The sequence below is a fragment of the Streptomyces sp. NBC_01463 genome (assembly GCA_036227345.1).
Classification (GTDB): domain Bacteria; phylum Actinomycetota; class Actinomycetes; order Streptomycetales; family Streptomycetaceae; genus Streptomyces.
Genome location: CP109468.1, coordinates 154,556 through 179,585, shown reverse-complemented (window position 1 = coordinate 179,585; position 25,030 = coordinate 154,556). Strand labels below are relative to the sequence as shown.

22 protein-coding genes are annotated in these 25,030 nt (G+C 68.5%); 21 read left to right on the top strand and 1 reads right to left on the bottom strand.

All coding sequences use genetic code 11. The features are described 5' to 3' along the window. Nucleotides 1-300 precede the first annotated feature (300 nt). Nucleotides 301-1,176 (bottom strand): LysR substrate-binding domain-containing protein, encoded by an 876-nt coding sequence (locus OG521_00790; protein WUW19394.1) that lies wholly within the window; start codon nt 1,174-1,176, stop codon nt 301-303. A gap of 93 nt (nt 1,177-1,269) precedes the next feature. Between OG521_00790 and OG521_00785 the strand changes: the two genes are divergently transcribed. The 21 genes from OG521_00785 (at nt 1,270) to OG521_00685 (ending at nt 24,970) form a co-directional block, all read left to right on the top strand. After that, a complete protein-coding gene (locus tag OG521_00785) occupies nt 1,270-2,301 on the top strand; it encodes a hydroxyacid dehydrogenase (protein WUW19393.1) in 1,032 nt (343 codons plus the stop codon). Nucleotides 2,302-2,312: 11 nt separating this feature from the next. Next, on the top strand, nt 2,313-3,455 hold the full coding sequence (locus OG521_00780; protein WUW19392.1) for a muconate cycloisomerase: 1,143 nt from the start codon (nt 2,313-2,315) through the stop codon (nt 3,453-3,455). Between the two features lie 8 nt (nt 3,456-3,463). Then, nucleotides 3,464-4,774 (top strand): sugar ABC transporter substrate-binding protein, encoded by a 1,311-nt coding sequence (locus OG521_00775; GenBank protein WUW19391.1) that lies wholly within the window; start codon nt 3,464-3,466, stop codon nt 4,772-4,774. Nucleotides 4,775-4,779: 5 nt separating this feature from the next. Then, on the top strand, nt 4,780-5,718 hold the full coding sequence (locus OG521_00770) for a sugar ABC transporter permease (GenBank protein WUW19390.1): 939 nt from the start codon (nt 4,780-4,782) through the stop codon (nt 5,716-5,718). Further along, nucleotides 5,708-6,544 (top strand): carbohydrate ABC transporter permease, encoded by an 837-nt coding sequence (locus OG521_00765; protein WUW19389.1) that lies wholly within the window; start codon nt 5,708-5,710, stop codon nt 6,542-6,544. The genes OG521_00770 and OG521_00765 overlap by 11 nt, the downstream gene beginning before the upstream one ends. A 279-nt stretch (nt 6,545-6,823) precedes the next feature. Continuing rightward, entirely contained in the window at nt 6,824-7,636 is an 813-nt protein-coding gene (locus OG521_00760; GenBank protein ID WUW19388.1) for a sugar phosphate isomerase/epimerase, read from the top strand. Further along, a complete protein-coding gene (locus OG521_00755) occupies nt 7,633-8,379 on the top strand; it encodes an SDR family oxidoreductase (GenBank protein WUW19387.1) in 747 nt (248 codons plus the stop codon). Before OG521_00760 ends, OG521_00755 begins: the two co-directional genes overlap by 4 nt. Before the next feature lie 366 nt (nt 8,380-8,745). Further along, nucleotides 8,746-9,540: an SDR family oxidoreductase gene (locus OG521_00750; protein ID WUW19386.1), complete on the top strand. Its 795-nt coding sequence runs from the start codon at nt 8,746-8,748 to the stop codon at nt 9,538-9,540. Next, nucleotides 9,537-10,844: a Gfo/Idh/MocA family oxidoreductase gene (locus OG521_00745; GenBank protein ID WUW19385.1), complete on the top strand. Its 1,308-nt coding sequence runs from the start codon at nt 9,537-9,539 to the stop codon at nt 10,842-10,844. The genes OG521_00750 and OG521_00745 overlap by 4 nt, the downstream gene beginning before the upstream one ends. Before the next feature lie 165 nt (nt 10,845-11,009). Then, on the top strand, nt 11,010-11,774 hold the full coding sequence (locus OG521_00740; GenBank protein WUW19384.1) for an SDR family oxidoreductase: 765 nt from the start codon (nt 11,010-11,012) through the stop codon (nt 11,772-11,774). Nucleotides 11,775-11,899: 125 nt separating this feature from the next. After that, nucleotides 11,900-12,055 carry a fumarylacetoacetate hydrolase family protein gene (locus OG521_00735; protein ID WUW19383.1) on the top strand — a complete coding sequence of 52 codons (156 nt, stop codon included), beginning with the start codon at nt 11,900-11,902 and terminating at the stop codon, nt 12,053-12,055. A 95-nt stretch (nt 12,056-12,150) separates the two neighbouring features. After that, nucleotides 12,151-13,092: an L-idonate 5-dehydrogenase gene (locus OG521_00730; protein WUW19382.1), complete on the top strand. Its 942-nt coding sequence runs from the start codon at nt 12,151-12,153 to the stop codon at nt 13,090-13,092. Nucleotides 13,093-13,523: 431 nt separating this feature from the next. Next, nucleotides 13,524-14,366: a polysaccharide lyase gene (locus tag OG521_00725; GenBank protein ID WUW19381.1), complete on the top strand. Its 843-nt coding sequence runs from the start codon at nt 13,524-13,526 to the stop codon at nt 14,364-14,366. Between the two features lie 122 nt (nt 14,367-14,488). Next, on the top strand, nt 14,489-16,510 hold the full coding sequence (locus tag OG521_00720) for a PQQ-binding-like beta-propeller repeat protein (protein WUW19380.1): 2,022 nt from the start codon (nt 14,489-14,491) through the stop codon (nt 16,508-16,510). A 109-nt stretch (nt 16,511-16,619) separates the two neighbouring features. Continuing rightward, a complete protein-coding gene (locus tag OG521_00715) occupies nt 16,620-17,708 on the top strand; it encodes a substrate-binding domain-containing protein (GenBank protein ID WUW19379.1) in 1,089 nt (362 codons plus the stop codon). A 114-nt stretch (nt 17,709-17,822) separates the two neighbouring features. After that, nucleotides 17,823-19,127 carry an extracellular solute-binding protein gene (locus OG521_00710; GenBank protein ID WUW19378.1) on the top strand — a complete coding sequence of 435 codons (1,305 nt, stop codon included), beginning with the start codon at nt 17,823-17,825 and terminating at the stop codon, nt 19,125-19,127. Nucleotides 19,128-19,238: 111 nt separating this feature from the next. Further along, nucleotides 19,239-20,135, top strand: a complete 897-nt coding sequence (locus tag OG521_00705) for a sugar ABC transporter permease (protein ID WUW19377.1) — start codon at nt 19,239-19,241, stop codon at nt 20,133-20,135. 146 nt (nt 20,136-20,281) lie between these two features. Beyond that, on the top strand, nt 20,282-21,091 hold the full coding sequence (locus OG521_00700) for a carbohydrate ABC transporter permease (protein WUW26536.1): 810 nt from the start codon (nt 20,282-20,284) through the stop codon (nt 21,089-21,091). 63 nt (nt 21,092-21,154) lie between these two features. Continuing rightward, nucleotides 21,155-22,126: a hydroxyacid dehydrogenase gene (locus OG521_00695; protein ID WUW26535.1), complete on the top strand. Its 972-nt coding sequence runs from the start codon at nt 21,155-21,157 to the stop codon at nt 22,124-22,126. Nucleotides 22,127-22,237: 111 nt separating this feature from the next. Further along, entirely contained in the window at nt 22,238-22,909 is a 672-nt protein-coding gene (locus OG521_00690) for a ThuA domain-containing protein (GenBank protein ID WUW26534.1), read from the top strand. 72 nt (nt 22,910-22,981) lie between these two features. Next, nucleotides 22,982-24,970, top strand: coding sequence for a hypothetical protein (locus tag OG521_00685; GenBank protein ID WUW19376.1), 1,989 nt, complete (start codon nt 22,982-22,984; stop codon nt 24,968-24,970). The last annotated feature ends 60 nt before the right edge of the window (nt 24,971-25,030 follow it).

The following is a 25,030-nucleotide window of genomic DNA, read 5'->3' as shown; positions in this document are numbered from 1 at the left end:
CGCGGACTTCGCGGTCCGCGCCACGCAGTTGGCGCCGCGCAAGGTGCTCCCGCGTCGCTGACGCCGTTGGGGGCACACCTTGCCCGGCCGCGCTGACGACTGCGCCTCGACTCGTGATGACACTCACTCACTGCCGCGGCGAACGGTCGGTGGCTTGCCCGAGGCCGCTCCCACCCCTGCGGCTACGCGTTCCGTATGACCGCGAGGTCCTGACGGGAAAAGCGGGGCAACTGCACGCAGCCGAGCCCAGGAGCCACGGCCGAGCCGACGCATGCGGACCGGATCGCAGGGCAGCTCCGGCTATTCCTCGCGCAGGGCCTCGGCCAGCCGCCGCAGCGCCGGGTTCGGGTTGTCGGGGCTCCAGCAGGCGTGCAGCGTCACCGAATGCGCGTCGGCCGCGTCCAGTTCGCGGTACCGGATGCCCTCGACCCGCATCGCCGTGATCGACCGTGGGATCAGCGCACATCCCAGTCCGGCACGCACCAGCGCGAGCATCGTCGGTACCTGTGAAGCCAGTTGACTCACGGCGTACCGGTCCATGCCGATCATCGCCGCGCAGATGTCGTGCAGATACTGCGAGCCCTCCGGGCTGTACCCGATGTAGTCGGCGGTGGCATCGGTCAGCGACACCGGCCCCTCTCCGGACGCCAGCGGATGCGAGTCCGGTACGGCGAGGACCAGGTCCTCCGAGTGCACCAGCAGCGACTCGAACTTCTCCGGGATCGGCGGCCGCACCAGCCCGAGATCGATATCGAGATTCGCCAGTGCCTCGAACTGCGCGGGACTCACCAGCTCCGTCAGTTCCGCCGTCACACCCGGCGTCCGTTCGGCGACCAAGGTCAGGAAGTCGGCGAGTACGGCGTACGCGCCGATCGCGGTGAACGCGAGCCGCAGTGTCCCGGTCGTCCCGTCGGCCGCGCGCCGGGTCGCCTCCGGAGCGACCTCCAGCAGCGCGAGCACGCGGCGGGCGTGCTCCAGGAACACTCCGCCGGCCGCGGTCAGCCGGACCCCGCGGCCGGGGCGGTCGAACAGTCGGACATCAAGTATCCGCTCAAGGGCCTGGATCTGGCGGGTCAGCGGCGGCTGGGTCAGGTTCAGGCGCTGCGCCGCCCGCCCGTAGTGCAGTTCTTCGGCGACGGCGATGAAGCCACGGAGTTGCTGAAGCGTGAAATCCATGCGCGCACGGTATCGGTTCATGCGAAAACGGGCTTGGACCTGCATGACGGAAGGCGCCTACCTTCAGATTCACGCCAACCCGAAGGAGCTCCCGTGCCGAACCCCCGACTCGCGGCCCTCATCTCACCCGAACGTGCCGCCGATGTCATCGACACAGCCACGCGCCGACTTCTCGACGAACGCTTCGAGGTCGTCTGGGCGGATGACAGGCACACGGCGGGCCCGGCCGGGGCGGGTAACCCTCCTGCTCTCGACCCGGCCGCCCTGCCCGAGTTGGCCGCCGGCGCCGACGTCCTGCTCACCAGCTGGGGTACGCCGAAGCTCGGCGAGGAGTTGTGGGCCGGAGGCCAGGGCCCCAAGGTCGTCGCGCACGCGGCCGGCACGGTGAAGCACCTGATCGACCCGGTCGTCCTCGACCACGGCGTCGGTGTCTTCTCTGCCGGTCAGCGGATCGCCTGGTCGGTCGGCGAGTACTGCCTCGGCGCCCTGCTGACCCTCGCCCGCCGGCTTCCGCGGTTCGACGGCGCGATCCGGTCCGGCGGCTGGAAGCAGACGGCGTACCGCGGCCACGAGCTGGCAGGCGCCAAGGTCGGGATCATCGGCGCGAGCAGCACCGCCCGCGCACTGATCGCCATGCTCCAACCGTTCGGCTGCGACATCGCGGTCTACGACCCGTACCTGCCGCCCGCACGCGCGCAGGAACTCGGCGTACGGACGACGACGCTCGAGGACGCCGCACACAGTCCGTTCCTGAGCATCCACGTCCCGAACGTGCCCGAGACCAAGGGCATGATCACCCGCGAGCTGATCGAGAACCTGCCCGAAGGGGCGGTCGTGGTCAACTCGTCACGCGGCCCCGCGATCGACCAGCAAGCACTCCTGGACCACGCACTCGGCGGCCGGATCTATGCGGCCCTGGACGTCTACGACCCCGAGCCCACGACGTTCGACGCGACCGTCCTCCGGGCCCCGAACCTCCTGTTCACCCCGCACATAGCCGGCGACACCGCCGAAGGACACCTCGCGCTCGCTGGCTATGTGCTCCGCGACGCCCTGCAGTGGCTGGCCGACGGCACCCGCGGACCGAGCTTCGTCGACCCGGCCGCCTGGTCGATCAGCGCCTGAAAGGACCGCAGATGTCCCGCATCACCCAGGTCGAGGTCTTCCCCGTCGCCGTCCCGTTCGCCCGCCGCTTCGTGCTCGGCAGCGGAGCCGTCGGCACACCCGGCACCGCGCCGGACCAGTCCGCGGCGGTGATCTTCGTCAAGCTGACCACCGAGGACGGCGTGGTCGGCTGGGGAGAGCAGCGCGCACTCCCGAGCTGGAGCTACGAGACCGCCGAGACGATGGCCGTCGTGATCCGCCGTCATCTCACGCCGATCCTGCTCGGCCTCACACCGTTCGATGTCGAGCTCTTCCAACGGCGCGCCGCCCAGCGTCTCAGTCCCGCGGTCTCGAACGGCTTCCCGTTCGCCCGCGCCGCGGTCGACGTCGCGATGCACGACGCGGCCGGCAAGCTCGCGGGCGTTCCGGTCCACGCGCTGCTCGGCGGCAAGGTGTACGACGAGATCCCGCTCTGTTCGGCGATAGGTGTCGGCGACCGGGCCGCGGTCCGCGAGCACGTACTTCAGTCGTCTGACTATTCGGCGTACAAGATCAAGATCGGTGGTGATCTGGACGCCGACACGGCGGCGATCGAGACCGCCGCCGAAGTCGCCGACGGCAGACCGCTGTGGCTCGACGCGAACCAGTCGTACCGTCCGGCCGCGCTCAGACAACTCCTGGACCGGACGGCGCACGTCCGGACGATCCACTGTGTCGAGCAACCCGTGCCGAGCACCGACACGCTCGCCATGGGCCGGCTGCGTGAGCTGATCGACCTGCCGATCGCGATCGACGAGGGCAGCTTCTCCGCCCAGGACCTGGCGCGTGCGATGCGGCTGGACGCGGCGGACCTGGTCGTGATCAAGGTCTGCAAGTCCGGCGGACTGCGCAACGCCCTGAAGACCGCCCAGACCGCGCTCGCCGGCGGTCTGGAGATCCTGGCCAGCGGTCTCACCGACTGCGGAATCGCGTTCGCCGCCGCACTGCACGTCTTCAGTCAGCTCGAGCTCGCTCTGCCCGCCGAACTCAACGGGCCGGAACTCCTGACCGATCTGTACGTCGACGGGCTGACCATCACCAAGGCCGTCGCGACGGTCCCCACAGCCCCTGGACTGGGCGTCGAGGTCGACGAGGAGCGTATTCGCGCCGAGTCGATCAACCTGCTCTATCGCTGAGGAGAACCATGATCAGCAAGCTGTCCCGCCGCAGCTTCCTTGAGCTCGGCGGCCTCGCCGGCCTCGGACTCGCCGCAGCCGGCTGTTCGTCCGCCCCGACCTCCGGCAGGGCGACGTGGTCCATGTGGTCCAGCAGCGCCGAGGAGATGAAGGTCTGGGAGGACTTCGGCACGTATGTCGAGCAGCAACTCGGCGTGCGCTCCGTCGCCACTCTGACCCCGTCGAGCGGTTACTCGACCAAGCTCGATCTGCAACTCGTCGGCGGTACCGCGAGCCTGGTCACCGCGCTCAACGGCACCCTCATCCCGACGTACGCCGCCCGCGGCGCCCACCGCCCGCTCGACGACCTGATCGCCGCCGACCCCGACTTCGAGCTCGACGACTTCTATGAGACCAGTCAGCGGATCTCGACCTTCAACGGGAAGACGTACGCGATCGGTTTCGATGTCGCGCCGACCGTCATGTACTACAACAAGGACCTCCTGAAGAAGCAGGGCGTTCCCCTGCCGTCACGCACCGAACCGATGTCATGGGCAGCGTTCCGCGAACTCACCAAGCAGCTCACCGAACCCGGTGAGCAGTACGGCTTCACCTGTGCGCCGGCGATCGGCGACCTGGTGTCGTGGATCTACTGCGCCGGCGGAAACGTGATGAGTGCGGACGGCGGCCGGAGCATCCTCGGTGAGCCGCGGGCGATGGAGGCCCTGGAGTTCGTCATCGACCTGTTCGTGAAGGACAAGGTCACACCGCCGATCAAGAACCTCGTCACCGAGAACTCGCTGTCGAACTTCCTGCAGGGCAACGTCGCGTTCCTGCAGAACGGGCCGTGGCAGGTGGTCAACGCCCGTAAGGCGAAGTTCGACTGGGACGTCATCCCGTTCCCCGCCGGTGCCGCCGGGAGTACGCCGCGCGTCTCGGGGACCGGCTTCGCGATTCCGTCGGGGGTACGAGAGGGCGCCGAGCTCGACCTCGCGTGGAAGCTGCTCAAGACACTGACCAGTACCGGTGCGCTCGACATCTACGCAAAGGCCGGCCGCAACAATCCGGCCCGGCGCAGCGCGGGCAGCGCCTTCCAGCCGCCGCCCGCCAACCTCGGGATCGTCCGGAACATCCTGGCCGGCAAGCTCGCCGGCGGGCACGCCTACGACGTCACCACGAACTGGAACCAGGTCGAGCAGCTGCTCGGTCAGGATCTGCCGCGCGCCTTCCTCGGCCAGGTCGGCATCCGCGAGGTCATCGACGGGCTCACGCCGCGCCTCGACGTACTGATGCGTCAGCATCGCGACACCGTCAGCCAAGCCACGGCCAGGAAGAGGTGACCGCGATGGCTGTCGACACTCCACCCGCCACCAGCACTTACCTACAGCTCACACCCGCTCCCACCCGGCGCCGGCGTAGCCGTGAGGCGCTCACCGCCTGGCTGTTCCTCCTTCCCAGCCTGATCGGCTTCCTCGTCTTCACCGCCGGTCCGGTCGTCGCGGCCGGCGTGATCTCGCTGCTGGACTGGAACCTGTTCAGCTCTCCCACCTGGGTCGGCCTGCGCAACTTCGCACGCCTCGGTCCCGATCCGACGTTCTGGTCGGCGCTCGGCAACACGGCCTACTTCACCCTGGTCAGCGTGCCGTTGACGATCCTGGTCAGCCTGGCACTGGCATTGCTGCTCAACCAGGGACTCCGGCGGATCGCCGTCTTCCGATCGCTCCTGCTGTTGCCGTACGCGACCATCACGGTCGCGGTGGCGTTCGTCTGGATCTGGCTCTACATCCCGCACGACGGCCTGGTGAACGCGGTCCTGGGCTGGTTCGGCATCAGTGGACCGGCATGGCTGGTCTCGGACAGTTGGGCGATGCCGGCGCTGATCATCATGAGCGTGTGGAAGAGCTTCGGCTTCGGCATGGTCGTCATCCTGGCGGGGCTCCAGGCGATTCCGCAGCAGCTCTACGAGGCCGGACGCGTGGATGGTGCGTCGCCGTGGCACAGCTTCCGGCACATCACACTGCCGATGCTTTCCCCTGCGCTGTTCTTCGTCGTCGTCACATCGGTGATCGGCTCGTTCCAGGTCTTCGACCAGGCGCTGATCATGACGAACGGCGGACCTGGCACCCGGACCACCACGCTGGTCATGTACATCTACCAGACCGGCTTCAAGAACTACGACCAGGGGTACGCCGCCGCGCAGTCACTGGCGCTGTTCGCGTTCATCGTGCTGATCACTGCGGGCCAGTTCCTCTTCCAACGGAAGCTGGTGCACTATGACAAGTGACACGAAACCTGTCGTCAGGCGCAAACTGGTTGTCTTCGCCTGTTTCCTGGTCACCGCGGTCACGCTGATCCCGGTCGTGATGATGGTGCTGGTGGCTTTCCAGTCCGACGACGAGTCGATGGCCGCGAAGCCGGCTTTCTGGCCGAGCAGTTGGCACCCCGAGAACCTGGGCCGCGTGTTCGATCTCGTCCCGCTCAGCAGGTACCTGCTGAACACCGTCTACTTCGCCGCCGGGACGACGATCCTCGAAACGGTCACCGCGGCGCTGGCCGCGTACGCGTTCGCCCGGCTGAACTTCCGAGGCCGAAGCTGGCTGTTCGGGGTCTACCTCGCCACGTTGATGATCCCCTCTCAGGTGACGCTGATTCCACAGTTCGTGCTGGTCGCGAAACTGCACGGCATCGACACCTGGCCGGGGATGATCGTGCCGCACGCGTTCACCGCGATCGGGGTGTTCCTGCTCCGGCAGTTCTTCCTCGGCATCCCGCGCGACTACGAGGAGGCGGCCCGCCTCGACGGCGCGAACCGCTGGCAGGCGTTCGTCCGCGTGATCGTGCCGCTCGCCCTGCCGGCGATCGCGACCCTGGCCGTGTTCAAGTTCATCGGGCAGTGGAACAACCTGCTCTGGCCGCTGGTCATCTCGAACAGCGACGCCACCCGCACCGTCCCGGTCGGCCTGCAGGTGTTCCAGGACATCAACGGTACCCAGTGGAACCTGCTGCTGATGGCGGCCACCTTCACCACGATCCCCCTGATCATTCTGTTCTTCCTCACCCAGCGGTGGTTCGTCCGCGGAATCACCATGAGTGGTCTGGGCGGCCGTTGATGCCGGATCTGCGGCCCGACTTCACCAAGCCCCGGGCGGCCCATGGGCGGAGCCGTGCGCGGCACCGCCGAGGCGCCGGTGCACGACACGGCGTGACGCACGCCGGCTGATTGAACCCGCGCTCGTTCCGGCCGAGCGGTACGACGCACCGTCCGACCCGACGTCCGTGCCGCCCCGCCGGGCCGCGCCGAAACGGTGCCGGGACCGTCGTCGACGGCAGCCCGACCGATCGTGCGCGAGCCCACCGCACCATCCCCCTCCGGAGAAAGGCAACACTGGATGCAAACGGTCCTGTTCACCAAGCTGTTCGGCGACCGCGAAGTCGCCGAGACCGTCGACACGATCGCCGATCTCGGCTTCGACGGCGTCGATCTCCTCATCCGGGACGGGTTCACCGCCTCCCCGGCAAGTCCTGCCGGCATCTCCGCGGCGGTTTCCCGCTGCCGCGAAGGCGGACTGTCGGTGCCGCTGGCGACGACCGACCTCAGCGATCCGGCGGCCCACCCGGCCGAGTCCGTGCTCGGAGCCTGCGCCGCGGCCGGGATCGGCACGGTTCGGCTCGGCTACTGGAAGTACGACCCGCACACTCGGGTCACCGAGCAGATCGACCGGGCCAGGCACGATCTCGACAGGTTGGGCGAGATCGCGGAACGGGCCGGTGTCCGCCTCGCGCTCCAACTGCACGGCGGCACCGTGCACAGCTCCGGTGCGCTCGCGCACCGGCTGCTCGACGGGCGCGATCCGGCCACGTTCGTCGCCTACCCGGACCCCGGGAACCAGGCTGTGCAGGAAGGGCGGGAGGACTGGCGGCTGACCTTCGACCTGCTGGATACCTGGCTCGACTGCGTGGGCGTGAAGAACGGGGGGTGGTACCCGGCAGCCCTCGATCCGAACGGCCGGCGGGCGTGGGCCTCCGACTGGTTCGGACTCGCCGACGGCATGGTCCCGTGGCCCGCCATCGTCGCCCATCTCCGGGCAGCGGACTTCGACGGCGTGCTCACCCTGCACAGCCACTACGCGCTGCCCTACGCACAGGTGCTCGACCAGACCCGGACCGACGCGGCGTACATCCGGCGGCTGGTGGCCGGATGAGCATCCCACCATCACCACAGGGCCCGCTGAGCGGGCACGCGGTTCTCGTCGCGGGTGCCAGCAGCGGCATGGGGCGAGCGACCGCACAGACGCTGGCCGGACTCGGTGCCGACCTCGTCATCGCCGCCCGGCGGGCACCGGAACTGGCCGAAGTGGCGGACCGCCTGCGGGGCGGCGGCACACGAGTGCTCTGCGTCCCCGGCGATCTGGCCGACCTCGAAGCAGCTCTGACGGCAGTCGACCGTGCCACCGCCGAGTTCGGCGGACTGGACGCGGTGGTCAACTGCGTCGGTACGAACGTGACCCGACGCTCCCTGGACACCCTCTCCGAGAGCGACTGGCGTGAGCTGTTCCGGGTGAACGTCGACGCTGCGTTCTCCCTGACCAGGGCGGCGCTCCCCGCGCTGAAGCGACAGGGCGGGGGAGTGCTCATCCACGTGTCGTCATCGGCAGCGAAGAGGCCGGACCTGTCCGGCGTCGGCTACCAGGCGGCCAAGGCAGCCGTGGCCGCACTGGCCCACGCCGCCATGGAGGAGGCTCGCGCCGACGGTGTCCGGATCAGCGTCATCTACCCCGGATTCACCCGGACCCCGATGATCGCCAAGCGTCCGACCCCTCCCACGGCCGATCAGCTGGCACACGCACTCCAGCCGGAGGACGTGGCGGCGATGGTCGCCGCGATCCTGCAGCTCCCGCCGCGGGCGCACGTACCTGAGCTGATGCTCTGCCCCAGCCGGTCATGACCGCCGTACCGAAGGAGGAGATGTGAGCGCCGAACCCGAATCCGCCACTCCCTCGACCGATCGCACGCGCACCGGGAAGTCCGGTCCCCGGGCCGCCGCTCGCCCGGCCGGCTTCGCCCGCGTGCCCGACGGGCAGGGCGACGGCGACACCTGGGAGGCAGCGCCGGATGTGTTCTCCGGCAACTGGGTGGCCGCCCACAGCCCGCGGCGCGCAGTGCCGAACGCAGAGCCTCCGCGGTGCACCGCCGGACACTCGACTGGTGCATACCCGCGTCAAGGCGGGCCCACGGCGTACGCAATCGGACGACCGCTCGAACGCGAGCCGTCGCACCACGAAATGAAGGCCGATCAGACCGGGAGGTTGGCATGAGCCAGACACCGACACACGTGCGGACGACCGGGATCCCCTCGTTGAGCCTCCAGGGGCGCAGGGCCCTGGTGACCGGCGGCGGTACGGGCATCGGAGCGGCGGTGGCGGTCGCACTGGCGGACGCCGGTGCCGACGTGGCGCTGACGTACAAGGCCCACGACGGCCGTGAGACCGCGGAGCGGATCGCCGCCACCGGCAGGCGCGCGCACGCCGAGCAGCTCGACGCCACCGATCCGGCAGCTGTCGAGGAGGCGGTCAGCAACGCCGCCGAGCAGCTCCAGGGCCCGATCGACATCCTGATCAACAACGCCGGCGGTCTCGTGGGCCGTCACCGTCTGGTCGACATGCCCGACGAACACTGGCACACCGTCCTGAATCTGAACCTCACCAGCGCGTTCCTGGTGACCCGCGCAGTGGTGCGCCGGATAGGCCCCGGAGGCGGCAGGATCGTCAACATCAGCTCCCAGGCCGCACGCAACGGCGGCGGACCGGGCGCCTCGGCGTACGCCGCGGCGAAGGCGGGCATGCACGGCCTCATGCTTGCCTGGGCGAAGGAGTTCGGCCCGCGCAACATCACCGTCAACACGATCGCGCCGGGCTTCATCGGGGACACCCCGTTCCACGCCACCTTCACGCCGCCCGAGACCCGGCGTGCGGTGATCGAGTCGACGCCACTGCGCCGAGCCGGTGTGCCCGAAGACGTCGCCGGCGCGGTGCTGTACCTGGCGTCCGACCTCGGCGGGTTCTGCACCGGAGAGATCATCGACGTCAACGGGGGTGCCTACCTGTGACGCGCTCATCCGCCCCGGTGCGCGCAGTCCTCGTCGGCGCCGGGCATCGCGGCGTGCTCTACTCGCGCTACGCGCAGGTCGCGCCCGATCAGCTGGCGATCACGGCGATCGTCGAGCCCGATCCGACGCGTCGAGAGCGGTGGGGCGCAGAGTTCGGGATCCCGCATGCCGCCCGGTACGCATCGCTGACCGACCTTCCGGATGCCGGCGAGGTCGCGGAGGCGGCGATCGACGCCACGATGGACCAGGATCATGTACGGACCGCCACCCGACTGCTCGCCGCCGGCTACGACGTGCTGCTGGAGAAGCCCAGCGCACAGAACGCGCAGGAACTCATGACCCTGGCGGAGGCGCAGCGGACGTCCGGACGGATCCTGATGATCTGTCACGTGCTGCGCTACGCACCCTTCTACACCGAGGCCAAGCGCCGCATCCTCGCCGGTGAGATAGGCGAGCCCCTGAGTATCGAGATGGCCGAGCACGTCAGCTACGACCACATGTCGATGGCGTACGTCCGAGGACGCTGGGGCAGTTCCGAGCAGTCGGGCTCGTCGATGCTGCTGGCCAAGTGCTGCCATGACCTGGACCTGATGACCTGGCTGTGCAACTCCGCAGCCCCGGCCCGCGTCGCCAGCTCGGGGTCCCGTGGCATGTTCATCCCCGAACGGGCGCCGCAGGGTGCGGGGACGCGGTGCCTGTCCGACTGCTCGATCGAGGCGACGTGCTCGTACTCGGCACGCCGGCTCTACGTCGAACTGAACGGGTGGCAGGAGTACGTCTGGGAGCAGGAGGAGCACGTGAGCCCGGAGCTCGACCTGGACCAGAAGCTCGAGTCGTTGCGCACCGACAACCGCTACGGCCGCTGTGTGTGGCGCGCCGGCAACGACGTGCTCGATCGCCAGAGCGTGAGCGTGGAGTTCGCCGACGGTGTCCTCGGATCCTTCGCGTTGGCGACCAACACGCCGGCTCCGAGCCGCACGCTCCACGTGGTCGGAACCGCCGGTGAGATCTCCGGCGCCCTGGAGGAGGGGACGCTCCGGGTCCGTCGTATCCGGACCGACGCGGCTGCTTCGTTCGACGAGGAGATGATCAAGACGTCGGTGACCGGCGACATGCACGGTGGCGGTGATCGTCCGCTCGTCGCGGACTTCGTCCGAGTCGTGCGCGGAGAGCCGGCCAGCGTGTCGAGTACGCAGTTCGCAGACTCGGTCAACGGCCATCTGCTGGTCTTCGCCGCCGAACTCGCGCGACAGGAGCATCGCTGGGTCGAGCTCGCCGAGCTGCAGACTGTGACCGGCGCATGAGGCGACGGGTCGTCTCGTGATCAGGTGCCGATGTGGCCCGCGAGTATCGAGGAGTGCTGATGATAGGCGCCGACATGGGCCACTCAGGCCGTGGCGTGTACGGAAACGCGTCCTCACCGGGCTGAATGATGAGCGGATAGAGCAGTACCCGACGGAGGTAGTCCGATGAATCTGTTCAACCTGACCGGGCGGACCGCGCTCGTCACCGGCTCCAGCCGCGGTATCGGGTACGCCCTTGCCCAGGGCCTGCTCGAGGCGGGCGCCCGGGTCGTCGTCCACGGGCGCGGCGTCGAGGCGGCCGAGGCCGCCGCGGCCCGACTGCGGGAGATCACCGGCGGCGAGGTACGGGTGGCCACCTTCGACGTGACCTCACCGGACGAGGTGGACTCAGGCGTCGGGCGGATCGAGGCTGTCTGCGGCACCCCGGACATCCTGGTCAACAACGCCGGCATCCAGCGTCGTGCGGCCTTCACCGAGTTCCCGATCGCCGACTGGAACGATCTGGTCGCCACCAATCTGACCAGTGCCTTCCTGGTGGGGCAGCGGGTCGCCCGCGGCATGGTCGCCCGTGGCAGTGGCAAGATCGTCAATATCGGGTCGGTCCAGAGCCGACTGGCACGGCCCAACATCACCCCGTACAGCGCCACCAAGGGAGGCGTGGTGATGCTGACGCAGGGCATGTGCGCCGACCTTGGTCCGCACGGCATCCAGGCCAACGCGCTGGCTCCCGGTTACTTCGCGACCGAGCTGACCCAGGCTCTGGTCGAGGACGCCGACTTCAGCGCCTGGGTCGCGCAGCGGACACCGGCCGGCCGTTGGGGCCGGGTACACGAACTGGTCGGCGCACTGGTGTTCCTGTCGTCGCCGGCCTCGGACTTCGTGAACGGGCAGACGATCTACGTCGACGGTGGCATGACGGCGGTGGTGTGATGATCATGGAGATTCTGCCGCGCACCCGCGTCGGGGATCGTGCACGGCAACACCCCGAGCGGCCATCTGCCACGCGTGTGGCTCGACACAGGCGGGCGTGCTCCACCGTCCGCCACGACGAACCGATGACGGTGCCACTCGGCCCCGGCGGCGTGATCGTGACCGGCACGCCCGGCACGCCCGGCACGCCCGGCACTCCCGTACCCGTCCAGCCCGGTGACGTCGTCGAGCTCCTGGTCGACGACATCGGCACGCTCTCGAATCCGGTGGTCCGATCATGACTGTGCCTGTCTCGTCCCCGGCTGTCGTCGTCCACGCGGCGGACGACCTGCGAATCGACGACGTTCCGCTCCGATCACCCGAGCCCGACGAGGCCGTGGTCGAGATCGTCTACGGCGGCATCTGCGGCTCCGATCTGCACTACTGGACGCACGGCGCGGCCGGCGAGTCGATTCTGCGGGCACCGATGGTGCTCGGTCACGAGGTGGCCGGCATCGTCGCGTCAGCGGCCGCCGATGGGTCCGGGCCCGGTGTGGGGACGAGGGTCGCGGTTCATCCGGCCTCGCCCGCCGGTGATGAGGTCACCCGCTGGCCGGCCGACCGGCCGAACCTGTCACCGGGTTGCACCTACCTGGGATCCGCGGCCGGGTTTCCGCACACCGACGGGGCGTTCATCCGCTACGCAACCTTGCCGAGCAGGATGCTGCGGGCGCTGCCCGATGCTCTGGGCCTGCGGACGGCAGCCGTGGTCGAACCCGCGTCAGTGGCCTGGCACAGCGTCACCCGGGCTGGAGACGTGACCGGCGGAACGGTCCTGGTGATCGGTGCCGGACCGATTGGTGCGCTGGTCGTCGCCGTGCTCAAGCGCGCGGGCGCGGCGGAGATCGTCGCGGTCGACCTCCATGATCAACCGTTGACGGTGGCCAGGGCCCTGGGTGCCACCCGGACCTTGAGCGCCACCGACACCGAGGGGATCGCCGCGGTGCAGGCTGACGTGGCGATCGACTCCAGCGGCAGTCACCAGGGTCTTGCCGCCGCCATGCGCGGCACTGCCCGCGGCGGACGAGTGGTGATGGTGGGACTGCTGCCGGCCGGCGATCAGCCGGTGCCGATGTCGTTGGCCGTCACCCGCGAACTGGAGCTGGTGGGCTCGTTCCGGTTCAACGACGAGATCGACGAGGTGATCGCGGCCCTGGCAGAGGGCAGTCTGGTGGTCGACGCGGTGATCACCCACGAGTACCCGGTCAGTGAGGCGCTGGAGGCCTTCGCGATGGCCAAGGACGCCTCGCGCTCGTCGAAGGTGCTGTTGCGGTTCTGACCCCCCTGCCCTCGGTCCGCCGCCAGGCCTCGGAGGCCGCCATACGGCTACGCGCCGAGCTCGGCGCGTAGCCGTATGGCTCTCCTCGCTCATCACTTTCACACCACTCGACATCGAAATCCGCATCGGAGCCCATCGAAGGCGCAGCCTCCCAAGCTCAGCGGACCATCGGATCGATGGTCATGATCTTCCCGCCTCCTACGAACACATGGCTTGAATGGCACTTCTCCTTGACTTGAATTAAGTTTCGCCATCGGTCTTTCGGTTTCGTTCGGAATCGTGCCAGCATGCAGACGCGATGAAGCGCCCCCAACATCTTTCGAACGATGTCGCTTTCTCGTTGGGTGTCGACCGCACGTGCCGGTGTTGAACGAGCACCATCTGGCGGCCTTCGGCCCGTTCTCGCAGCCCCACGATGTCGAGGAGTCAAAATGATCAAGGTTCTCAAGGTGTCGACCGCCCTGTGCGCAGGAGCACTGCTGGTTCCCGTTCTGGTGTCGTATTCGGCGGGAGCCGAACCGGAGGGCGCCTCGCTGCCCGGCTCCGCGCACGCGCAGTCCACCGCGGAGAAGCTGAAGGTGGACTACGAGAACGGAGCCCTGGACTCCGGAGTGGACGGACTCAGCACCACGCATGCGACGGCGGCGGACGCCTCCGGCGTCGTGCAGCCCGGGCACGAGGGCTCGTACGCGGTTCAGCACAAGGTGACGCTCGGCGACGGGGGATACGAGTCCAACGGCGCGCCCCGGAGCGAGAGCGCGACGGATCTGCTTCCGTCCGGGCAGTTCGACGTCGGTGACGTGCAGCGCTACGAGTTCAGTGTGCTGCTCAAGGACTGGAAGACCTACACGCCCGGTGACAGCGACTCGGGCGACATCGTCTTCCAGGGCAAGTACGGCGGTGGCAACGTCCCGGCGTTCTACCTCATGGCGAAGCGCAACGAGGTCGCGTTCCGGTCGCCGCACCTGAACCAGCAGACGACGGTGGTGCCGGACCTCCGTCCGTACGTGAACCAGTGGATGAGCTTCCGCGTGGACGCGCGCTGGACCACCGACGAGACGGGCTACTTCAAGGTCTCCGTGCGCCTTCCGGGCGAGTCCGACTACAAGCCCGCCGCGTCGTACGAGAACGTGCGCACGTACCAGCCGGAGAACCCGGCCGATCACGGATACATCAAGTGGGGGCTCTACCGCCCCTCGGAGTCGATCGAGAACGGTGACGTAGCCACGCGGATCGTCCAGCACGACGACATCCGCATTCTCGACCTGTCCTGACGCGGACCACTGAATCGCTGAATCCCACGTTCCTCCGAGCCCCTCGATTCAGGGGATTCAGGGGATCCAGAGGATTCGGGGACTCGTCGCTCGGCACAGACTCAACACCCCTTGGAGCACAGATGACCGTTTCTCATTCCCTGAGCAGGCGCCGGCTGATCCAGACCGGCGGTGCGTTCGGGCTGGCCACTGCCGCCGGAGCTCTTCTCACCCCGCAGGCAGGCGCAGCACTCGCGGCGGCGGCCACGACCACGGTGACGGACCTGGGGCCGGGCCTGGTCCAGTTCTCGCTGATGAGCGGCTTGCAGGTCGGCGACACCGTCTACATCGGCTCGCGCAACCTGACCCCCTCCAGCGTCGTCGGCTTCCATCTGCCGAGCCGGAAAGTGGTGTCGTCCACCAGCCTCGGTGCGGGGCCTGAGCCTTCCGTCCAGGCGCTGGCAGCGGATCCCACCGGCCGCTACCTCTACATCGGAGTCCTGGTCAAGTCCGACCAGGGCAAGCCGAATCTCTACCGGTGGGACCTGAAGACGCCCGGCACACCCGCCGTGCCCGTCGGCAGGACCGAGGACCGCGACATCCGGGATCTCGCCGTCGCGCCCGACGGCACGGTGTTCGCCGTGGGCGGCGTCCCGGACGAGCCACCCGTCCTGTGGCAGTACGACCCCGCCACAGGTGCCGTGACCAACCTGGGTGCCCCGGACCCGAAGGCGACGCTGGCCAGGGCGGTCGCGGCCACGGACACCACCGTCTTCTTCGGCGCTGGCAGCGTCCTTTCCGGTGGAAGCGGTGCGAGCAAGGCGTCCCTGTTCGCCTTCGACCGGAAGAGCCGTGAGTTCACCTCGATCGTGCCCAAGGAGATGGAGAAGGACCCCAGCCTGCGCGAACTCGCCGTTCATGACGGGAAGCTGCTGGTCGGCACGTCGGGTGCGGTCGATCCCGCGAAGCTCGCCGTGATCGACCTGGCGGACCACTCCTCGTACACCGTGGTCAAGACCGAGGGCACCGTCGTCAAGGCGTTCGCCTCCGACGCCGAGCGGATCTACTTCGCCTCCGAGTCGGGAGTCGAGGCCTACTCGAAGGCCGACAGGACCATCTCCCACGTGGAGTTCACCGGGCCGGATCTCGGCGAGATCTGGGGGCTGGACCACGCCGACGGAAGGCTCGCTGTCGTCTCGGGCTACGGTTTCGTCGCCGAGATCGACATTGCGGCCAAGACCTCCGCGGTCACCGACCTGAAAGAGGCAGGAGCCGAGGCCGGACCACAGGCGGGCATGGGGATCGCCGCCGGCCACGGGTACGTCTACGTCGGCGGCAACGGCGCCATCTCGCGGCGCAACCTCAGGACCGGCGAGGTCGTCAACCTGTCGGCACCGGGGGAGGCCAAGGACGCCGAAGTGATCGAAGGCGTCCTGCACACCGGCCAGTACAACGCGCAGGGCATCTGGCGGTACGACTCCTCCCGGCGGCGGCAGCCGCAGCAGGCGGCGGGATTCCCCAGCGAGCAGAACCGACCGCTGGACCTCTCGTGGGACCCGGACAACAAGCTGCTCCTCGTCGGCGTGCAGTCCGACACCGAGGGCGGCGGCGCACTCTGGACGTACTCTCCCCGGACCGGGAAGTCGGTGTCCTACGTCAATCCGATCGACGACGTCCAACTCGTACGGGCGGTGGCCAACCGGGAGGGCATCGCATACCTGGGCGGTGACAACGCCGCCAAGGAGGGCGCACGCGCCACCGTAGTCGCCGTCGATCCGGTCACCGGCAAGGAGCTGTGGCGCGTCGACACGAAGCAGGCGGCCGGCGTGGCGGCTCTGGCGGTGCAGGGCCGGAACCTCTACGGCCTCACCACCGGGGGAGGGCTCTTCGTCATCGACGTGCGGGCCAGGAAGGTGGTCCACACCGCGGACGTCAGCGGTGTCAGCAAGGGTTTCGCCGCCATGGTCACCAACCGGGGCGCGGTCTACGGGGTCTCGGACACCACGCTCTTCCGCTTCCATCCGAAGACGTTCGCCGTCACCACCGTCGTCGCGGACATCAACGGGGCCTGGTACAGCGGCCCGCATGTCAACGTCGACGCGGGTCTGCTGTACACGCTCCGCGGCGGCAACCTCGTCGCCGTCGACGACCGGCCGTCGCACTGACCCCGCTACGGGATCCGCCGCTCCAGGCCATCGTTGTCCTTTGATTGATATCTTTTCGATTGTCGAGTGAAGATCGATGACTCACTCGTTGTCGAGAGGGGACTGCAGGGTGTTGGCTAACGAGCGGCGGGAAGCGATCCTGCGCGCGGTGGAGCGCCAGGGTTCGATCACCGTGAAGGCGCTGGCGGAGGAGATGGGTGTCTCCGCCGTGACCCTGCGCCAGGACGTACGGGAGCTGGCCGGCCAGGGACTGCTGAACCGTGTGCACGGCGGTGCCAGGGCCCTGTCACCGGATGCTCCCGCTCCCGTGGAGGTCCATGCCGCGGCACCGGCCCCCGCCGGGGAGAAGCACGCCGTCGGACTGGTCGTGCCGCCGGGCGGCTACTACTACGCCGAGGTGATCCGGGGCGTCCAGAACGCGGCCCGCGCGCGTGGCGTCCGCGTCGTACTGGCCGTCTCCGGGGAATCGCTGGCGGAGAACCAGGAGCAGGTCCGCCGGCTCGTGGCCGGCGGGATCGACAGCCTGCTGCTGATGCTGCACCCGGGCCTGCGCCCGCTGGACGAGGCCGAGCAGTGGCTGAGCACTCTTGACGTGCCGGCCGTGCTGGTGGAGCGCAGGGCCGGGATACAGGCCGGCCGGCTGGAGCAGGTGGCCTCGGACCACGCCTACGGGGCGGCCCTCGCGGTGCGCCATCTGGCCGGGCTCGGGCACGACAAGGTGGCCCTCGTCGCCAGGGTCGAGAGCCCCAACACGGCGCTTCTCAGCGTCGGTCACGCCGACGCGGTGAAGGCGATGGGGCTGACGCCGGGGCCGGAGTTCCTCATCAGCACCGCCGGTGACGCGGCTCCGGCCGACGCGCGCTTCGAAGAAGTGGTGCGCGCCGTGGAGTCCGGCGAGGTCAGAGCCGCTCTGGTGCACAACGACATCGATGCCATCGCCCTCGTCGGCATCCTCCGCGCACGCGGTGTGCGCGTACCGGAGGATCTGGCCCTGGTCACCTACGACGACGAGGTCGCCGAGCTGAGCGACGTCCCCCTCACCGCCGTCGCACCCCCCAAACAGGCGGTGGGGGCGTGGGCGCTCGACCTGGCGGTGCGCCGGCTGTCCGACCCGGCCACGCCTCTCGCCGAGATCCTGCTCCGCCCGGAGCTGCGGGTACGAGCGTCCTGCGGCGCCGAGCGGCACACCGACGCATGAGCAGGTGATGTCATGTGGTTTCGTAATCAAAAAAACGAAACCACATGCATTGACTCGCTGTCGTACGTAACGAATGATTGCGGTGACACCCAAGCAAACGATCGGTGGCACATCATGTTTCGTAGACGACTGACAGCACTGGTCGGCTCCGTCGCGGCAATCGGCCTTCTCGCCACGGGATGCGGGAGCTCGGACGGCGGGAGTTCCGCGGCGGAGAAGGGCACCGGGAAGGTCACCTTCTGGTCCTTCGTCAAGGGCTCCGACGAAGTGGCGAAGGCATTCAACCGGACCCACCCGGACATCAAGGTGACCTTCGAGGCGGTGCCCTCGGGCCAGGAGTACTACTCCAAACTCACGAACGCCGTGAAGGCCGGCACCGCCCCCGATGCCGCGGTCGTCGAGTACCCGCAGCTGCCCGAGTTCGCCACCCAGGGCAAGCTGGAGACGCTGAGTGATTCGCTCGGACCTCTGGTCAAGGACCACTTCCCCAAGTCCGTAAGGCAGTTGGTCGAGCTGGGTGGTCAGACCTGGGGCGTTCCCCGCGACGCGGCTCCGCTGATGCTGTACTACCGCAACGACTTCTTCAAGAGCCACGGGATCGGCGTCCCCAAGACGTGGGACGCGTACCGGAACATGACCGCTCAGGTGAAGAAGGCGGATCCGAAGGCCCGCGGCGGCGTTCTCTACACCGACAACCCGGGTCTGCTGACCGCCCTCGCCTGGCAGGCCGGCTCGCAGTGGTTCGGCACGGAGAAGGATGCCTGGAAGGTGTCGCTGGACGACGCTCCGTCCCGGAAGGTCGCCGACTACTGGGGTGACCTCGCCCGGAAGGACCTCGTCACCTCGGTGAGCTCGCTCGACCCGTTCTGGACGGGCGTTCAGCAGAACCGCACCGTCGCCTACGTCTGCGCGAGCTGGTGTGCGGGAGCGCAGCAGGCGACGGTCGCCGACCAGAAGGGCAAGTGGTCGGTGGCCCCGGTGCCCACCTGGGACGGCAAGCCGGCCTCGGCCATGTACGGCGGCTCCTCCTTCGTCATACCGAAGGGCGCCAAGAACAGCGGAGCCGCCGCCGAGTTCATCAAGTGGATCACCACCGACCCCGAAGGCATGAAGGCGTGGGTCTCCTCCGGGACCAGCAGCATGTTCCCCGCGGATCCCAAGCTCGTGCCGGTCACCAAGGCCGCTTTCCCCACCGACTACTTCGGCGGGCAGGACGTGTACGCCCTGGGCAACAAGTCCTACGCGGCGGTCCGGCCCGGCTGGACGTGGGGCCCGGTCATGGGGACCACGAACACGGCCATCGTCGATCAGCTTCCGAAGGTCGCCCAGGGCAAGGTCAAGCTCTTCGACGTCCTCACCGGCGCCCAGCAGGCGACGGTCCAGGACATGGAGCGGCGCGGGATGAAAGTCGCCCCGTAGTACGCGAAGCAGTTCGCGAACCCCGGTGAGCCGATGCCCGCCCCGCAAGGCCGGGGCCGGCATCGGCTCCCGCCCCGACGCCTCCCGCTCCCCTTTCGAGAAAGGCCCGGTATGACAACTCCGTCAGCCCGCGCCCAGCGCCGCACCGCCGCCCTGCTCCTGGCCCCCTTCTTCGTCCTCTTCGCCGCCGTCACCCTCGCCCCGCTGGTCTACGCGGGCTGGATGAGCCTGTTCACCACCCACACCTCGGGCCTCGGCTTCGGCGGGACGGAAGAGGTCTTCGCCGGACTGGACAACTACGTACACGCACTGTCGGACCCCGCGTTCCGCGGCGGATTCCTCACCATCGCCGCGTACGTCGCGATCTACATCCCGGTCATGATCGGCGGGGCCCTCGTCCTCGCCCTCCTGCTGGACTCGGCACTGACCAGGGCGCGGACCTTCTTCCAGCTGGCCCTGTTCCTCCCGCACGCGGTGCCCGGTCTGATCGCGGCACTCATCTGGGTCTACCTGTACACACCCGGACTCAGCCCGGTGATCGACTTCCTCGCCGCGGGCGGTCTCGACATCGACTTCCTGTCGGCGGACAACGCGGTCTTCTCCGCGGCGAACATCGCCGTCTGGGAGTGGATCGGGTACAACATGGTCATCTTCTACGCCGCCCTCCAGGCGGTGCCGACCGAGGCCCTGGACGCGGCGAAGATCGACGGCGCCGGCCAGATCCGTACCGCCCTGTCGATCAAGGTGCCGATGATCCGCCCGGCCATCGCCCTGGCCGTGCTGTTCACCGTCATCGGTTCGGTCCAGCTCTTCACCGAACCGAAGGTCATCTACAGCGCGTCCAGCTCCATCGGCAGCAGCTGGACGCCCAACATGTTCGTCCAGACCGCAGCCTTCACCCACAACGACTTCGGACTGGCGGCAGCGGCCTCGCTGCTCATCGCGCTGTTCGCCGCGCTGCTGTCGTTCCTCGTCACCCGCTTTTCGCGCAGCAGGAGCAAGCCGTGACCAAGACCATGACACGCGTTGCCCCCGCCGGCTCCTCTCCGGCTCCGGAGCAGACGGACGGCAGGCCGACGGACAGGAACCGGCCGGGCCGGCGCGGCCCCGGGAACCGCCCATCGGTCCTGCTGTCCAGGGCGGGAGTGACGGCGATGCTGGGCCTCGCTGCCCTGTACACGCTGCTGCCGATGCTGTGGCTGCTCCTCTCGTCGACCAAGAGCCGTCAGGACCTCTTCGCCACCAACGGCTTCGCCCCGGGCAAGGACTTCGCGCTCGGCGACAACCTCACGTACCTGTTCGAGGTCGACAACGGGATCTTCCTGCGCTGGCTGCTCAACACGGTCCTGTACGCCGGTGTCGGCTCGCTGCTGGCGACCGTGTTCAGCGTGGCCGCCGGGTACACCTTCGACAAACTGAACTTCCCCGGCAAGGAGAAGCTCTTCTCCTTCGTCCTGCTGGGTGTGATGGTGCCCGGCACGGCGATGGCGATCCCGCTCTACCTGATCGCCGCCAAGGCCGGTCTGGTGAACACCTTCTGGGGTGTGTTCATCCCCGGCCTCGTCTTCCCGTTCGGCGTGTACCTGGCCCGTGTCTTCAGTGCCTCGTACATACCCAACGAGGTCCTGGAGGCCGCACGTGTGGACGGGGCGGGCGAGTTCAGGACCTTCTGCAGGATCGGTCTGCCCATGATCGCACCGGGCTTCGTGACCATCTTCCTCTTCCAGTTCACCCAGATCTGGAACAGCTTCTTCCTGCCCTTGGTGATGCTGTCCGACAAGGATCTCTTCCCGGTCAACCTCGGGTTGTACGTCTGGTACTCCTCCGCGCTCTCCCAGGGACACCCGCAGGACTACCTCCTGGCCATCGTCGGATCGCTGGTGTCCGTGGTTCCGCTGGTCATCCTGTTCCTGATGCTCCAGCGGTTCTGGAAGTCCGGCATGACTGCCGGCGCCGTCAAGTAGGCCATCGTCCTGAGGATCATCCCCATGCCACCCACTCCGCCCCGCCCGCGTGCCCTGTTCGCGATGGGCCGTCCGCACCGGGACGCCCTCTTCCCGCCCGCCGCGATCGACCGGCTGATCCGTCTCGTCGACATCGAACCCCAGGTCGTCGCCGAGGACTTCGACCACGTGCCCCACCTAGCAGATGTCGAGATCCTGATCACGTCCTGGGGATGCCGCCCGCTCGACGACGCCGTGCTGGCCCGCATGCCGGCCCTGAAGGCGGTCGTGCACGCAGCAGGAAGTGTCAAACACCATGTGACGGAAGCCTGCTGGGACCGCGGGCTCCTCGTCTCCACGGCGGCCGCCGCCAACGCCGTACCCGTCGCCGAGTACACGCTCGCCGCCATCCTCTTCGCCAACAAGCGCGTCCTGGAGATCGGCGGACTCTACCGCGAGCACCGGAACGCCCTGGACTGGGCGGCTCACTTCCCCGGCTTCGGCAACTACCGCAGGACGATCGGTCTGGTGGGCGCGTCCCTCGTGGGACGCAGGGTGCTGGAACTGCTCCGCCCCCACGACTTCGACATCCTGGTGGCCGATCCGCACCTCGATCCCGACACGGCCCGTTCGATGGGCGCCCGGCTCGTCGGGCTCGACGAACTGCTGGCCGCCTCCGACATCGTCTCGCTGCACGCGCCCGCCCTGCCCGAGACGTACCACCTGCTGGATGCCCGCGGGCTGTCACTCATGCGGGACGGCGCCACCCTCGTCAACACGGGGCGCGGCTGCCTCATCGACACCGAGGCACTCACCGCGGAAGCGTTGTCGGGACGCATTCACGCCGTCCTCGACGTCACCGAGCCCGAGGTGCTGCCGGCAACCTCACCGCTGTACTCGCTGCCGAACGTGCTGCTCACCCCGCACATCGCCGGCTCACTCGGCGGTGAGCTGCTGCGTATTACCCGAAGCGCTCTGGACGAGGTCGAACGCTACTGCGCGGGGCGGGAGTTCGCGTACCCCGTGACCCGAGCGGCCCTGACCACCTCGGCCTGAGCACTTCGGCCCGAGCGCCTGGGCCTGAGCTTTTCGGCCTGAGTGCCCGGGCGGCCACCGTGCCGCCCCACCACCCTGTCCATCAGAACCCGGAGTGTCGACATGTCCCACATGTCCCAGACCGACCGCCTGTCGGACGTTCTCGTCTTCACCCGCACCACGGCCTACCGGCACGACTCGATCCCCGCCGGGCAGGCGGCTCTGCGCGAGCTGGGGGAGGAGCACGGGTTCTCCGTGGAGACCTCCGAGGACCCCTCGGTCTTCACCGATGCCTCGCTGGCGGGGCGCAGCGCGGTGGTCTTCCTCTCCACCAGCGGCGAGGTGCTCGATCCGGACGGCCGGCTGGCGCTGCGCCGCTGGACCTCGGACGGCGGCGGCTTCATGGGCATCCACTCGGCCGCGTGCACCGAGTACGCCTGGCCGTACTACGGGGAGCTGCTCGGCGCACGCTTCGCCGGCCACCCGGAGTTCCAGGCCGGCACCGTGCTGGTCGAGGACCGGAGCCACCCCTCGACGCGCCATCTGCCGTCGCGATGGGACTGGAACGACGAGTGGTACGACTTCCGGAGCAACCCGCGACGCCCCGGCGTGCAGGTCCTCGCCACCATCGACGAGGCCGGCTACGAGGGAGGCGGCATGGGCGCCGATCACCCACTGGTGTGGTGCAGGGAATCCGGCGCCGGCCGCTCGTTCTACACATCGCTGGGCCACGCGGAGAACGCCTATACCGACCCGGCCTTCCGCGGCCACCTCCTGGGCGGCCTGCGCTGGACCGCGGGCTGACCCCTCCGGCCACGGGGAGGGCCATGAACTCCCCGTGCGCATCCTCAGAAACCGACGAAGGAGCACACAACCATGCAGGACGGATCGATCACACGACGCCAGATAATGCAGTGGGGGGCCGTCGGTGCGGGTGCACTGGCCCTCTCCGCCCTGCCCGCGACCGAGGCCCTGGCGACGGCGAGGTCGGGGGCGCGGGTGACGGACCTCGGACCGGGGGTGAACAACTTCTCCCTCGCCGCTGCCATTCCGGTGGGCAACAAGGCCTACATCGCCTCACGCAACATCGATCCGATGCGGATCATCGGCTTCGACTTCGACACGCAGAAGGTCACCAGCGTTACCGAAGGGCCCGGGATCAGCACCCAGCTGCTCGCCGTCGACCCGGACGGGCGGTATCTGTACTCAGCGATCCGGGAGTACGACTCCGCCCCCGGCCCCGGCTTCATCCGGCTCGACCTCTCCGTGGCCGGCGCGCCCAAGGAGGACCTCCACTCGATCCCCGGCCTCGATCCGTACGCGATCAGCGCCTCACCGGACAACAAGATCTTCTTCGGTGGACGAGAGCTCCAGCCCAAGCTGCGCCAGTACGATCCGGCCACCGGTGAGCTCACCGAGATCGCGATCCCCGATCCGGACGTACCGATGATCCGCTGCCTGCTGGCCACACAGGACAAGATCTACATCGGCACCGGCGCGTCACTCGGCGCCACTCCGACCAGTACCAAGGCCGGACTCTTCGTCATGGACCGGGCCACGAAGAAGATCACGCCGATCCTGCCGAAGGAATTCGCGGGGCAGGTGGAGGTCCGCGACATCGGTCTCCACGACGGCACGCTGTACGTGTGCTCCACCACCGACGCCGGCGCAGCGGTCGCCGTCATGGACGCCGACGACCCGGCCCGGTACACGCTCGCGCAGAGCGAGCAGCACTTCCTGCGACTGCCGCGCAAGCTCGGCGACAAGATGTACTTCAACGGCGCCGCCCTCATCGAGCTGACGTTGAGCACCGGTACGTTCCGCGAGATCAAGCCCAACGAGGGGGACTTCGGCGAGATCTGGGGCCTGTGGATCCGCGACGACAAGGTCATCGTCGTCTCGGCCTTCGGCCTGATCTTCGAGGTCGATCCCGGCACGGGCTCGGACACCTCATGGGATCTGATCGAGGCGGGCGCCCCGATCGGGCCCCAGCTGGCGATGTCGGTAGCCGCCGACACGCACAACGTGTACGTCGGCGGGACGAACTCGGTCGCACGGCATGATCTGCGTACCGGGAAGCAGAACAGGGTGCTCGCGACGAGCGAGGCCAAGGACATCCTGCTGCACCGGGGCACTGCCCACTTCGCCCAGTACAACGCGATCGGCCTCCTGGCGTTCAACCCGCGCGTCGACGACGAGTGGGCCCGCAAGCTGGCCGATCTGCCGCCGCAGCAGAACCGCCCGCACCAGATCGTCTGGGACGACCGCCACCGGCTGATGGTGATCGGGCTGCAGTCCGACTACGAGTCGGGTGGATCGCTGATGACGTTCGACCCGAAGAGCGGTGCCACGACGACCGCCGTCAACCCGATCGATGACGAACAGATGGTCCGTGCGGTCGTCGCGCACGACGGCGTGACCTATCTCGGCGGCCAGAACGTCGCCGCGACCGCCGGCACCCTGGTCGCGTGGGATCCGGTCCGGAGGCGAGAGCTGTGGCGGATGACGCCGCAGTCCAGGCCCACCGGGATCACGGGCCTCACCGTGCTCGGCCGCCACCTGTACGTCATGTGCTTCAGGGGCGACTTCTTCGTGATCGACCTGCGTACCCGGAAGGTGATCCACTCCGCCAACCACGGCTCGGTGGTGCCGAACTACGGGACGCTGCTCGCCGATCGCGGGTACGTGTACGGGGCGTCCAGCTCGGATTTCGTCCGCTACGACAAGAAGACGTTCGCACGCACCGACCTGGTGGAGCTCGACGCCGACTGGTACGGCATCCCGCGAGCCGCGGTGGACGAGCGCGGCAGGTTCTATGCCATCCGCGGCCGCAATCTGATCCGGATCGACGTCAGCCGCTGCTGAGGTGACTCACGACGCTCTCCTCGGCGTTCCGACGTGTGCCGGAACGCCGAGGAGAGCGTC